Below are 12,914 nucleotides of genomic sequence, written 5' to 3' on the forward strand. Positions count from 1 at the left end.
AATTATTTATTCTCCTTTGCTTCAAATTTACTAATTTGTTCTTGTGTTACAAAATCTGGTGTCTCATACATATTTTTTAAAAAATCTGAGATTTTTTGTTTTGGTTCTTGGTCAGCTAATTTAATGGCATCTCTAACTTCTTCTTTTGTCCTTTGAATAACTTCTTCTTCTTGTTCTTCTGACCAAAGTCCTTTAGCAGTTAGGTAGTTACGCATACGAATTAAAGGATCTTTAGCGCGCCATTCTGCTTGAGAGCCTTCTGCTTGGTAACGTTTTGGATCATCTCCAGAAAGGGTATGAGGACCAAAACGATAACAAACAGTCTCGATTAGTACCGGTCCATTACCTGCAATCGCATATTCCCTAGCAGCCTTTGTAACTGCATAAACAGCTAAAATATCCATCCCATCCACTTGAATACCAGGAATGCCGGCTGCTACAGCTTTTTGAGCTAAAGTCGGTGCGGCTGTTTGGACAGAACGGGGCGTTGAAATCGCCCAGCCATTATTTTGAACAACAAAGACAGCTGGTGATTGATATGCACCAGCAAAGTTAATTCCTTCATAAAAGTCTCCTTGTGAAGAACCACCATCACCCGTCCATGTCATCGCAATCGCTTGTCGTTTATTCTTTTTAATTCCTAAGGCAACTCCCGCTGCTTGAACATACTGTGCACCAATAATAATTTGTGGTGGATACGCCTTTAGGTCTTCATCAAAAGTTGATCCAGCTACATGTCCTTTTGACCATAGAAAAGCCTTATGTAAAGGAAGTCCATGCTTAATTAATTGAGGAACATCACGGTAACCAGGTAACAGTACATCTTCTTTTTCAGTAGCCAATACAGTACCTAATTGAGAAGCTTCTTGACCAGAGGTTGGAGCATAGAAACCTAAACGTCCTTGACGGTTAAGCGCTGTTGAACGCTCAAATAATTCGCGAGCCCAAACCATTTCTTCCATAAATTTAACCATGTCTTCCTCAGTAACATCACCTAAAAGATCTGGATTAACAATCTTCCCCGCTTCATCCATCACTTGAACCATTGAAAAATCAAAATTATCTGGCATCAATAATTCATCCATTGTCACTTTTGCTTTAGCTCGTGCCATTCTTTCACATTCCTCTCATTTTTTGTCCTTAATAACAGTTAAATTAAAACTGTAGCAATAATTGCTCATTTTCAACGATAACACCTTAGCTGCCCAATTGCAAGAAAAAAGATGAGTTATGCATACAATTACAATTAAATCATAGGTTTTTATAATAAACTTTGATAAAAAATGCACAAAGAACTCTGTTTTATCTGTTATAATTTTCAGTGATAATCTGTTATATTTAGTGATTTTTTATGAAACAGCTTGACAATCAAAAAAAAAAAAACTATAATAATGTAGCTGTTATGTGCCAGTAGCTCAGCTGGATAGAGCAACGGTCTTCTAAACCGTAGGTCGCAGGTTCGAATCCTGCCTGGCATATTTTATAACATTAAACCACCTCAATTGTTCTCTATTAATAGAGTTCGTTGAGGTGGTTTTTATTTTGATTATTTAATATTCTGATAGGTTGCTTCTACTTATATAATTATTTCACAGATGTTTATTACCATTTATTACTCAATAGTACTAAAATACATGAAGGAAGAGTATTATAAAAAATCACAAATATACTTTTAGTATTTTTATTATCACTAGGTCTTAGCTCGTATAACAGTTTTATTGCATTTGCAAGTGACACGGAGAACTCAAGTGCTGAAACAGCTGAGCGTGAGTTAAATGGAGATAAAGCTGATTTCAATCGTTTCAATGGAGTTTATATCGTTGATGTCAATTATTTGGCTTCCAGATTTGGCAATTCAGATACTATAATTATTGACACCCGCGGTCAAAAAGAAGCAAAAAAAGGCCATGTTTCAGGAGCAATTGCTAAATCTGATATTCAATTGGTTAAAGATCAAATAACCTTAGATCCAGTGGAAGCAACTGTCAAAGATATCGATCGTACAGCTGTTATTGATACACACAAATTAACTGAGACAATTGCCGATTATAAAATCCTTGACTCACTTAAAAAAAGGTGGTCATTTGCCTGGCGCAATTAATATTCCATATACAGAATACAGACCTTTATAATGAGGAGGTTTTATTAAAATCAAATGAAGAATTCGAAGCTCTTTTCATAGAATAAGGATTTAATAAAGAGGATGCCATCGTCACTTATTGTCCAAGCAATATTCGTTCGGCCTATATGCAATTAATTATGGAAATGTTAGGTTTTGAAAATGTTAAGAACTATGAAGGTTCTTATTATAATTGGGCAACCTTTACTGAACTTGATTAACTGATTAAAAGCCCCTTGCTGAATCTTTAATCAGCAAGGGGCTTTTATCTTCGAACAATCATGATATAAAAAATTCATTAAGCTGCGTCTTTTAAACTTATTTGTTAGCTCTTCCCTTATAAGATCCGTCAGCTGTTCCAATTTCTAATGCTTCACCTGCTTCAATAAAATCAGGGACGTTTACAACTAAACCTGTTTCCATTGTAGCCGGCTTGCCTGAGCCAGTAACGGTTGCTCCCTTAATCGAAGGTTGAGTTTCCGAAACAGTCAAGACAACCGTTCCTGGTAATTCAACTCCGATTACTTCATGACCGAAGAATTGAATTTTACAGTTCATATTATCTAATAAATAGAATAGCTCATTTTCAATGGTATCAGCTGGCAGTTCATATTGCTCGTATGTTTCTAAATCCATAAACACAGCCATACCGTCCATTTTGTAAAGATATTGAACTTCTTTAGTGTCTAAATATGCGCGTTCAAACTTTTGATCAGGTCGAAAAGTAGTATCATAGGTTGCACCTGAGCGAACATTACGAAGCTTCATACGCATAACAGTATTTCCTTTACCCGGTTTATGGTGACTAGCTTCTAAAACTTTAATCAAGTTTCCCTCGTCCACAAAAGTCATACCGGCTTTTAAATCTGTTGCTGAAATCATCTTATCTTCTCCTAACTTCTTCAAATTACTTAAGTATTATATCATAGAATATTAAATTCAAACAATCTATTCTCTAGATTAGCTAATACTTAAACTAAATTATTATTAAATCCTTGTTAGCATACCAAGGCGCTTGCTCATTAATATGATCATAAAACATGATACCATGCAAATGATCAATTTCATGCTGAGCTACCACAGCTTGATAATTCCTTAATTTTAAACTATGTTCATTCCCTTCCAGATCTTGATACTTGAGTGTTATTCTTTGTGGACGAGGCACATAACCTTCTACTTCACGATCCACTGATAAGCACCCTTCACCTTCACTTAAAGCGACTTCCTGAACAGAGTGTCTCGTAATCACTGGGTTAACGAAAATTTGACTCATTTCTTCACCAGAAATGTTGCCTTCATCATCAAATTGATAAATATGCATAGCAAATATCTGTTTGCTTATATTTATCTGTGGGGCTGCTAAACCTACCCCCGGTCTTAACCCATATTTTTCTGCTTTTTCCTTATCTTGGCTATTCTTTAGAAACTCTAACATTTCCATGGCTTTTTGTTTTAACGAAGGATCCATTGGGAAAGTTACCTTTTTTGCTTTTAAACGCAAGGTTGGGTGACCTTCTTTAATAATATCTTTCATCGTTAACATTTTCATCCTCCTTTATAGTCTCTGCTAGTCATTTTGTTTACGACGGTATCCTGTCACTCGATAGAATTGATTTTCTTCATCGAAGTCTAAACTCTCGACTAGCGTATTTTGTTGGTAATGCGATAAGAGGTCTGCTTCTTCGGGTAAAATTTTTACAGAGTATGCCTCAGCTGACTGAATACAAAGAGCCCAAATCGCTTCTTTTAATTTTTCAATGTCCGTCGCTTCTAAAGCGGAAATCGTTATATTTGGTTTTTGAACAGCAACAAATGACTCTTCCATTGCATCTTTTTTATTATAAACCGTTAAAACCGGAATATGGTCTGCTTCAATATCTTTCAAAATACGGTTGACTGTTTCTTCATGCATGAGATGGGCAGGATTGGAAGCATCAACCACATGTAGTAAGACATCCATATAACGGATTTCTTCCAATGTTGACTTGAAGGATTCGATTAATTGAGTAGGTAGTTCTTCAATAAAACCGACGGTATCTGTCAAAGTAAACATTGGGTGACCATGAATGGCAAATTGTCTAGTGAGAGGATCTAGAGTGGCAAATAATTGATCTTGTACGAAAGTTTCACTTTCCGTTACTTGACTCAAAATAGTCGATTTGCCAGCATTAGTATAGCCTACTAAGCCAATGTTAAACTCACGACCACTGTGGCGATTTTCGCGTGTTCGTTTACGATGCTGCACCACTTCCTGCAAATCTTTTTTTATTTGGGTAATGCGAGAGCGGATATGACGGCGATCGGTCTCTAATTGCGTTTCACCTGGACCTCTGGTACCTATCCCTCCTCCCAAACGAGACAGAGACTTACCTTGGCCACCAATTCTTGGTAATAAATATTGATATTGCGCTAAACCAACTTGTAGCTTTCCTTCGCGACTCTTAGCTCGCATGGCAAAGATATCGAGGATTAATTGAACACGGTCAATGACTTTCACACCTAATTCAGCCTCAATTACTTTGTTCATACTTGGTGAGAGTGCATTAAAAAAGATAACTAGGTCAATAGCGTCACTTTCTACATAGAGCCGGATTTCTTCTAACTTGCCAGACCCAACGGCAGAATGATGATTGAGTCTGGGTAAGTTTTGTATCATTTTTTTAATGACCACACCTTTTGCTGTTTGGGTCAAGGATTCCATCTCTGAGATTAATTCCATAAAACGATCTTCTTGATAAGTATCCGTTCGGATACCCACTATTAGGACTCGTTCAGGCCCTTTTCTTGTTTCAATCATTTTTCTCCCTTTCAATTTCTTCTAGGAAATTTGCGATTAATTCATTTGCTTCATCTTCATAATCTGGATTGCTTAAATCAATCCAATGCTGATTTTTCATGCGGTTACGATACCAAGTTAATTGTCTTTTTGCATAGCGCCGGCTATTTTGCTGGATAGTCGTAATCGTTTCTTTAAGTGATTGATTTTGCTCAAAATAAGGCCACCACTCTTTATAGCCAATACCTTTCATACTTGAAAGCTCTAGATTTTTGTTAAGCTGATACAGCTGATGGACTTCATTTTCCAATCCTTCTTCGACCATTAATTCAACTCTGCGGTTAATTCGACTATACAATTCCTCGCGCGGACGATTTAAAATAATCAATAATTCATTAAACCGTGATTGACGGTTACTTATATCGGTCTGACTTGAAAAAAGTTTGCCTGTTTGCTTAATAACTTCTAAAGCTCGTACAATCCGACGGCCATTTTGTATTGGGATTTTCTTTGCAGCTAAAGGGTCGATAGCATTCAATTCTTGCCATAGAATACCTTCGCCTTCGTTTTGCAATCTTTCTTCTAAATGTTTACGGTAGTGAGAATCCATTGATTCCTGACCACCAAATGAAAGGTCATAAAGTAAACCCTCTAAATAAAGACCTGTCCCCCCCACTAATATGGGCAAGTCTCCTTCCGCCGAAATTTGTTCGATTGCACGATTGGCATCGGCCTGAAACTGACTGGCATCATAATTATCTTGCGGGTCGTAGATGTCTAAGAGATGGTGAGGTACTCCTGACATTTCTTCCGATTTAATTTTTCCTGTTCCAATATCCAATCCACGATATACTTGCATTGAATCCGCATTAATAATCTGCCCTTTGAAACGTTTAGCCAAACGGATTGAAAGAGTGGTTTTCCCAACTCCTGTTGGTCCTGTAATCACTACTATCGGTAGTTTATTCAAACAAAAACCCCCTAATTCTTTTGATAGGATGTGAGCAGGTCTTGAGCTACTTGTAGACTGGATTCAGATTGTACTTCACCAGACATCATGCCAGCAATCATGGCTACTCGCTCTTCTTCTGATAAATAATCCACTTGTGTAACCGTGCGCTCTTGATTAATTTCTTTTTTAATAATTAGCTGTTGATTGGCTGCGGCAGCTACTTGTGCTAAATGGGTGATGCATAAGACTTGTTTATTTTGAGCGATTTTAGCCAGTTTGCTCGCTATAGCACTAGCGACTCTACCAGAAACCCCTGTATCAATTTCATCAAATATTAAGGTCTCAACTGCTTGATTTCTTGCGAAAATTGTCTTCAAGGCCAACATAAATCGTGAAAGTTCACCACCAGATGCTATTTTAGCCAGTGGTTGACTTTCTTCTCCCAAATTAGTCCTTGAGTAGAATTCAACTTGGTCCATACCCGCTTCATTCAAACGTAAATAAGAATTGGAAAAGAATGGTTGCAAATTAGAATCAGACTCTACCTGTCGCATCTTGACCTCAAATTCAGTATGCGGCATGTAGAGTTCTTTTAATTGACCTTCAACTTCTGAGACAATTGCTTTGGCTGCTTCTTTACGGAGATTGGATATGCTTTGAGCTAATTCAAAGGCTTCTTCATAAGTTTTGAGGAAGGCTTCCTGTGTTTGTTTTTGATAACTTTCAAAATGTTTAATTTGATCAATTTCCTTAACGAGTTCAAGCTGGTAATCGATTAACTCTTCAATATTACGCCCATATTTTTTTTGAACTTTTTCCAACTGACTTAGTCTTCTTTGAATTTCATCCATCACTTGTTCATCATAATCTGGCACATCAAAAGAAAAAGCAATTTCTCGGCTTAATTCTTTTAAATCTACTTGCAGGCCTTGTAAGCGCTCCTCAAATGACAAATATTGATTATCAAATCTTCCCAAGTGCTGTAACAGATAAAGCACTCGCTCAATTTGCTGATCGACACTAGCTTCTTGATCGGTCATTAGCTGGTTGATTTCATTAAGATACTGACTCATTAGCTGTGCATTTTGAAGTCTCTTGCTTTGTTGTAGCAGTTGCTGATCCTCATCTGCCACTATATCTAAATTTTTTAATTCTTCTAACTGAAACTCTAAATAATTTAAACGTTGAAGTGCATCTTGTTCGTCAAATTTCTTAGTTAACAATTGCTGTCTTAAATCTTGATAGTGATTATAAACTAGCTGATATTTTTCTTTAACTTGAAGTAAGCTCTCACTAGCAAAAAGATCCAGTAACTCAAGATGTCGTGAGGAGTCTAACAGAGCTTGATGTTCATTTTGACCATGAATATCTACCAAATAACGACCAATTCGTTTTAGCATGGTCACATTAGCTGGTCGTTGATTAATTTTAATAACATTTCGTCCACTCTTATGGATCTCGCGTTGAATCAAAAGGGCATCTTCTGGATCCTCAATTTCAATTCCAATTGCTTGCAATTGCATTAAGAGCTTTTCATTTCCTTGTAAACTAAAAAGACCTTCAATAAAGAGATTTGGGCTTCCTTTTCGCACAAACTCAGTAGACCCTCTTCCACCACATAAGATACCAATCGCATCAATAATAATCGACTTTCCCGCTCCAGTTTCCCCTGAGAGCACTGTCATCTGTTCATCAAAATCAATAGAAACTTGATCAATAATTGCAAAGTTTTCAATTCTTAAACTGATTAACATAAGGCACCTCTTTGCATTGTTTATTCAAAAGCTTGATGGCTCTCCTCCACAATTTTTGCGATGGCAATTGTTGAGTGGCTTTGATTATCTACTTGCCTAGCATTGATTAAATGCACTAAATATTCAATATTCCCTTCGCCTCCTGTAATTGGCGAATAGGTAAGCTCTTTAATAACAAAGCCAATTTTACTAATAAAGGCTAATACTTCTTCAAGGACCTCTTGATGAACTGCTGGGTCTTTTATGACACCCTTTTTACCAATCCGACTAGGTCCTGCTTCAAATTGTGGTTTAATCAAGGCAATAACAGAACCATCTTTTTTTAGAATCGGCTGTAATGGTGGCAAAATTAAAGCTAAAGAAATAAAAGAGACATCAATTGTTGCTATTGTTGGCTGTCCTTTTGTAAAATCTTCGAAGCGAGCATAGCGAAAGTTTTGCCGTTCCATTACGACTACTCTAGGATCTTGTCTTAAGGAATAAGCTAATTGATTGTAACCTACATCTAAAGCATAAGATAAGCGTGCGCCATTTTGTAAAGCCGCATCGGTAAATCCTCCTGTTGAAGCACCGATATCTAAAAGTAGATGGTCTGTAATATCAATATTGAAAGAAGATAAGGCTTTTTCTAACTTTAATCCCCCACGCGATACATAAGGGAAAGGTTTCCCTTTCAGATAGAGCTCGCGATCAATCGGTATTTTTTCACCTGGTTTATCATAGCGCTGATCGTTTTGATCATAGATTTTTCCTGACATAACCAGACGGCGTGCTTGTTCACGTGAGTGAGTAATTCCTGCTTGGACCACTAGCTTATCGACTCGTTCTTTTTTCATTCATTACTCCTTATAGGTGTTTTTCAAGAGGTGATAGAAAGTTATCTAACTGTTTGAAAGATTTATGGCTAAGCTTTTCTAAATCGTTTAAAGCTTTTCTGGCTAACTTGATTTCTTCAATCAAACTCGCTTTAGCTTGTCCTACTCCTAAAAGACTAGGATAAGTTGATTTATGATTGATAATATCTGAGTAAGTTAAGCTATCCACTTCTTCATTCAAGTCTATGACATCTTTTAGATCATTATGAATTTGATACGCAACACCGTAGTGCTGTCCAAAAGTAATCATTAGATCGCTTTCAGCTTGATCAGCCTCTAAAATAATTGTAGCTGCTTTCATAGCAAATATAAATAAAAGGCCAGTTTTCATCAAATGAATTTGTTGTAACTGCTCAATGTCTATCGTTTTATTTTCTGCCTTAATGTCATAAAGCTGTCCAGCAACCATTCCAGATGAACCTGCAGCATGAGCCAATTCTCTGATCAGAGCGACCTTCTGATGGGCTTGCAAGCTTTCATCTTTAGATAAAATTGCGAAAGCATCCGCTTGAAGGGCATCACCAGCTAAGATTGCTGTGGCTTCATCAAACCTAACGTGAGAGGTTGGTTGGCCTCTTCGCAGTTTATCATCATCCATGGCTGGTAAGTCATCATGGATTAAAGAATAAGTATGGATAAATTCTAAAGCAATGGCTGTTAACATAGCCTGATCAATTTTCTTTTTGTTAAAAATCGCAATAGTTGTCAGTAAAAGTAAGGGTCTTAATCTCTTTCCACCGCTATTAAGCGAGTAGACCATTGGCTTCACCATTTCTAAAGGTGAATTTAAAGAGATAACTTGCTCTTGCAAAGCCTGTTCAAATTTGGAACGTAAGGGCCCACCTAATATCATTCTGTTTTATTCTCCTCATCTAAAGGCTGTAATCCCGATTCAGTCATCATTTTGGTAACTGTCGCTTCGGCTTCCGTTAATTCTTCTTGGCAATGCTGACTTAATGAAATTCCTTTTTGAAAGGCTTGTAAGGCATCTTGAAGTGGTAGTGTCCCTCTTTCTAATTGTTGAACAATTTCTTCTAACTCTTGTAAAGCTTGTTCAAAACTAATGGTTGATTCTACTGTTTTATTTTCTGTCATCGATTAATCCTCCCTATCTATTGGCTCATTTTTATCAAGTGATTCTACTAAAACATTCGCACACCCCTTATATAATTGGATATTTAAACGATCTCCTTCAGTTAATTGATGACTTGAAGTTACTTGTTGACCTTCTTTTTCAACTAAAGAATATCCTCTTGCCATTATTTTCAGCGGACTATATGCATCTAATAAGGCACTTGCCTTCATGTGCCTATCGTATTTTCTTCTTAAATAATCATTGAAGGAGCGTTGTAAACTTAGTTGAAGTGTCCCTAATTTTTCTTGACGGTAGCTAATTTGTTGTTGAGGATTATAAGCATATACAGCCTGTTTTAGTTGATTGATTTTTTGTTTTTGGCGTGAAAAATATTGTTCTTGACGCATTTTCAATCGTTCATTTAAATGCATAACACTCTGCACGTAGGATTGGTACAGTCTTTCTGGCTGAGTAAGAACATATGATCGAGCAGATCTTGCCAGACGCTCTTGAGACCATTCTAAGCGCCCTCGAAAAGCATTTATTAATCGTACTTGTTGCTGGCTAATCGTCATTAAAACTTCTTGCAGCACAGGAACAGATAGTTCCGCTGCAGCAGTCGGAGTTGGAGCTCTTAAATCAGCCACTAAATCAGCAATCGTAGTATCGGTTTCATGGCCAATCGAAGATATTACTGGCAAGGGACATGCAAGAATAGCATGGGCAACTCCTTCATCGTTAAAACACCATAAGTCCTCAATCGAACCACCTCCGCGTGCTAAGATAACACCATCGAAAGAAATAGTGCTTTCTTCTAGCCGCTTAAATGACGCAACAATTTCTTTAGCCGCTTCCTTACCTTGAACTTTAGTAGGAAAGACAACAATTTCGACAATTGGATAACGACGTTGAACAGTCGTAATAATGTCACGTATGACAGAACCCGATGGGCTAGTTATCACTGCTAGTCGTTTAGGATATTTACATATTTTTCTCTTGGGACGATCAAAAAGTCCCTGGGCTTTCATTTTTTCTTTTAATTGTTCAAGTGCTAGGTATAAAGAGCCAATTCCATCAGGCTCAATATTTTCAACATAAAGTTGATACCTTCCTCCACCTTCATAAACTCCTACTCTAGCCGTTACAAAAACTTTCATGCCTTCTTCTAATTGGAATTTTAAACGGTGAAATTGACTCTTGAACATAATCGCATTAATTTGGACTTGGCCTTCTTTTAAAGAAAAATATTGATGAGAATTAGGACGATAACGATAGTTAGAAATCTCTCCCAAGACTCTAATCCTTTGAATATGCGGGTCACGATCAAATTTTTGACTGATATATTTTGATAAGGCTCCTACCGTGATATAGTTCTTTTGATCTTGGGTCACTCCATCACCTCTCTTGATATCATTCTTTTCTATTTTAGCACAATCTAATTCAGAGAACTAGAAAACAAAAAGAACCAGGCAATCATTGACCCTGGTTCTTTTTATAGCTTAAGACCATCTATCAGTTTACACTGGATCGACACTCTCTGTCTCTTCAGTTGGAACTGTCTCATCCACGCTTTCTTCACTTGGTGCTTCTTCCTCAAGAAGTTCTTCTGTTGGCTCTTCTGCAGGGGTTTGAGTTTCTACAGAATCAACTGGCTCTTCAACCATTTCTTCTAAAGTTGTTTCTTCTTCAGTGGATTCAACTGGTGTGTAACCAGGAATCCTATAATCAACTGGGATTTTATTAGCAATATAATTATTTTCAACATTGACACCATAAACAGCATTGAAATCATAGGTATCCTGATTTAATGGCACAGCTTCCATGGATACTGGGTCAACTTCACTAATTACTCCAGTTTCTAAATCGTATTCAAAACGAGCTAATCTAATCACCTTAGAATGTGTTTCCTCTGCTACAGATAGATTAATCACTTTATCATCCTGTTCAATATCAGTAAACGTATAGACCTGAGGAGCGTATCCTGTGGCATTAGCTATTAACTGAATAATCTCAGCTAAAGCTGCATCAGAAGTTTTAAGATTTTCAGCTTCTTGTAATTTAGCCATCCACTGATCTTTGATTGGTTGGAATTCGAAGCCTTCACTTTCAGCTAGTGCCTTTATATTTCCTTCAAAGGTTGCTGTATATTGATAAAGCAATTCTCTAAAATTATCTAACTCTGCTTTCGTTTCAACTGTTAAATTTGGTTGAATCGCTTCAAGAATAAAAGTATGAGCATAGATATCATCTACACGGATCCCCTGATCGACTGCTTGCTTGAAACGATTGTATAAAGCAGGTAAAATTTCGTGATACTTTTCAGTATCAGAAAAATCAGGTGTTTCTACTGCTTTAATTTCATCAATAGTCATTTTAGGCTCTAGTTGAGCAAGAATATTGTCCCATTTTTTGTCTTCGATTGATGCATCTAGTTGTTGAACAGTGTCTTCATTAGCAGCAGCATCGGTCTGGGCAAAATCATTGGCATATTGCTCTAATTCTTGCTTCGTTTGATTAGAAATCTCTACATCGGTAGCAACTGAATTATCGACAACATTGCCATCGCCTTCAATATTAGTGTTATTAATAACATTATTTACAACTGTGTTTACAATTTCAGTCGAGTTTACTTGACCATTATTTTGAACTTGAGCAGCAACTTCTTTCTTAATTTCAGCAATAATTACGTTTACTTGTGCATCGGTTAACCCTGTTTCAGTCTTAACATTATTTACGACAGAAATTTCTTTTTGTGCCGTTTGCATGTCATGCTGCTTAACTTCTACACCTTGTGACTCTAATAGAGCGTATAAGCCAGTAAGTGCCCCCTCACCCGTTACAGGTAAAAAACTACCAATTTTTAATAAAGCATTTTGAGCCCCTGCAGTAATAGCTGCATTTTGATAGGTTGTCGCTGAAACAGCAGTGATATTTTCAGGCGTTACAATTTGAACTTTAATTCCTGTACCAGGTGCTTGAGGCTTAATATATACGGACGAGTATACATCTGTTGAAGCATCTGATCCAATGTTTAAATAGCGATCAATCATCACACCGTCAACATAAATTGTATTCTCAGGAGTTACCTGATTAGCGCCTAATAATTGAATGGTTTGTTGGGCTTGTTGTGAATTTAAAGTCGCTCCTAAAGCTAATTTTTCTACTTGCAAAGTTTGCTCAGCCTGTTCAACTGCCATAGCTGATTGGCTAATCAAAGGCATACTGGCTGGAAAAGTTGTTAAAGCAGCTAAAGCAAGTAGTAAAACTTTTTGTTTTTTCATAATTTTATGCTCCTTTTAAATTAATATGATGACACTTTGATTATATCCATCCTAAAATACTTATACAAGTTATACCCATTTC

The 12,914-nt window shown here is 36.9% G+C and carries 12 protein-coding genes, 1 tRNA gene and 1 pseudogene; 3 read left to right on the top strand and 11 right to left on the bottom strand.

Going from position 1 to position 12,914, the window contains the following annotated elements:
• Nucleotides 1-2: 2 nt before the first annotated feature.
• On the bottom strand, nt 3-1,112 hold the full coding sequence (gene pdhA / locus ACQV2S_RS05885) for a pyruvate dehydrogenase (acetyl-transferring) E1 component subunit alpha (protein ID WP_428875356.1): 1,110 nt from the start codon (nt 1,110-1,112) through the stop codon (nt 3-5).
• Nucleotides 1,113-1,404: 292 nt separating this feature from the next.
• On the opposite strand from pdhA, the gene ACQV2S_RS05890 reads away from it, so the two are divergent.
• The 3 genes and pseudogenes from ACQV2S_RS05890 to ACQV2S_RS05900 form a co-directional block, all read left to right on the top strand.
• Nucleotides 1,405-1,478: transfer RNA gene (locus ACQV2S_RS05890), tRNA-Arg, on the top strand.
• A 356-nt stretch (nt 1,479-1,834) separates the two neighbouring features.
• On the top strand, nt 1,835-2,101 hold the full coding sequence (locus ACQV2S_RS05895; RefSeq protein ID WP_428885182.1) for a hypothetical protein: 267 nt from the start codon (nt 1,835-1,837) through the stop codon (nt 2,099-2,101).
• A 104-nt stretch (nt 2,102-2,205) separates the two neighbouring features.
• A pseudogene (locus ACQV2S_RS05900) lies at nt 2,206-2,340 on the top strand (rhodanese-like domain-containing protein); the annotation flags it as partial.
• Nucleotides 2,341-2,437: 97 nt separating this feature from the next.
• Here ACQV2S_RS05900 and efp read toward each other — a convergent pair.
• From efp to ACQV2S_RS05950, 10 genes are all read right to left on the bottom strand, one after another.
• Nucleotides 2,438-3,001: an elongation factor P gene (efp, locus tag ACQV2S_RS05905; protein ID WP_428874295.1), complete on the bottom strand. Its 564-nt coding sequence runs from the start codon at nt 2,999-3,001 to the stop codon at nt 2,438-2,440.
• 94 nt (nt 3,002-3,095) lie between these two features.
• Nucleotides 3,096-3,662, bottom strand: coding sequence for a peptide deformylase (gene def / locus ACQV2S_RS05910; protein WP_428874293.1), 567 nt, complete (start codon nt 3,660-3,662; stop codon nt 3,096-3,098).
• 24 nt (nt 3,663-3,686) lie between these two features.
• Nucleotides 3,687-4,916, bottom strand: a complete 1,230-nt coding sequence (gene hflX, locus ACQV2S_RS05915) for a GTPase HflX (RefSeq protein ID WP_428882404.1) — start codon at nt 4,914-4,916, stop codon at nt 3,687-3,689.
• Nucleotides 4,909-5,865, bottom strand: coding sequence for a tRNA (adenosine(37)-N6)-dimethylallyltransferase MiaA (gene miaA / locus ACQV2S_RS05920; protein WP_428876143.1), 957 nt, complete (start codon nt 5,863-5,865; stop codon nt 4,909-4,911). Before miaA ends, hflX begins: the two co-directional genes overlap by 8 nt.
• Nucleotides 5,866-5,876: 11 nt before the next feature.
• A complete protein-coding gene (gene recN, locus ACQV2S_RS05925) occupies nt 5,877-7,601 on the bottom strand; it encodes a DNA repair protein RecN (protein WP_428885184.1) in 1,725 nt (574 codons plus the stop codon).
• A 20-nt stretch (nt 7,602-7,621) separates the two neighbouring features.
• The gene (locus ACQV2S_RS05930) at nt 7,622-8,437 is read right to left on the bottom strand and encodes a TlyA family RNA methyltransferase (protein WP_428885186.1); all 816 of its coding nucleotides are present in this window, start codon (nt 8,435-8,437) and stop codon (nt 7,622-7,624) included.
• Between the two features lie 10 nt (nt 8,438-8,447).
• Complete coding sequence (locus tag ACQV2S_RS05935; protein ID WP_428874286.1) at nt 8,448-9,329, bottom strand: polyprenyl synthetase family protein; 882 nt, start codon at nt 9,327-9,329, stop codon at nt 8,448-8,450.
• Complete coding sequence (locus ACQV2S_RS05940; protein WP_428874285.1) at nt 9,326-9,571, bottom strand: exodeoxyribonuclease VII small subunit; 246 nt, start codon at nt 9,569-9,571, stop codon at nt 9,326-9,328. Before ACQV2S_RS05940 ends, ACQV2S_RS05935 begins: the two co-directional genes overlap by 4 nt.
• A gap of 3 nt (nt 9,572-9,574) precedes the next feature.
• Nucleotides 9,575-10,942: an exodeoxyribonuclease VII large subunit gene (gene xseA / locus ACQV2S_RS05945; protein ID WP_428885188.1), complete on the bottom strand. Its 1,368-nt coding sequence runs from the start codon at nt 10,940-10,942 to the stop codon at nt 9,575-9,577.
• Nucleotides 10,943-11,068: 126 nt separating this feature from the next.
• Nucleotides 11,069-12,832: a DUF1002 domain-containing protein gene (locus ACQV2S_RS05950; RefSeq protein WP_428876146.1), complete on the bottom strand. Its 1,764-nt coding sequence runs from the start codon at nt 12,830-12,832 to the stop codon at nt 11,069-11,071.
• Nucleotides 12,833-12,914: the final 82 nt, after the last annotated feature.

The organism is Facklamia sp. P13064 (genome assembly GCF_050409425.1).
In the GTDB taxonomy this organism is placed as follows: domain Bacteria; phylum Bacillota; class Bacilli; order Lactobacillales; family Aerococcaceae; genus Facklamia.

What these genes read in the sequence shown, in the direction of transcription:
- pdhA (WP_428875356.1), bottom strand. Translation starts at nt 1,112, where the DNA reads ATGGCACGAGCTAAAGCAAAAGTGACAATGGATGAATTATTGATGCCA.
- efp (WP_428874295.1), bottom strand. Translation starts at nt 3,001, where the DNA reads ATGATTTCAGCAACAGATTTAAAAGCCGGTATGACTTTTGTGGACGAG.
- def (WP_428874293.1), bottom strand. Translation starts at nt 3,662, where the DNA reads ATGTTAACGATGAAAGATATTATTAAAGAAGGTCACCCAACCTTGCGT.
- hflX (WP_428882404.1), bottom strand. Translation starts at nt 4,916, where the DNA reads ATGATTGAAACAAGAAAAGGGCCTGAACGAGTCCTAATAGTGGGTATC.
- recN (WP_428885184.1), bottom strand. Translation starts at nt 7,601, where the DNA reads ATGTTAATCAGTTTAAGAATTGAAAACTTTGCAATTATTGATCAAGTT.
- ACQV2S_RS05930 (WP_428885186.1), bottom strand. Translation starts at nt 8,437, where the DNA reads ATGAAAAAAGAACGAGTCGATAAGCTAGTGGTCCAAGCAGGAATTACT.
- ACQV2S_RS05935 (WP_428874286.1), bottom strand. Translation starts at nt 9,329, where the DNA reads ATGATATTAGGTGGGCCCTTACGTTCCAAATTTGAACAGGCTTTGCAA.
- ACQV2S_RS05940 (WP_428874285.1), bottom strand. Translation starts at nt 9,571, where the DNA reads ATGACAGAAAATAAAACAGTAGAATCAACCATTAGTTTTGAACAAGCT.
- ACQV2S_RS05950 (WP_428876146.1), bottom strand. Translation starts at nt 12,832, where the DNA reads ATGAAAAAACAAAAAGTTTTACTACTTGCTTTAGCTGCTTTAACAACT.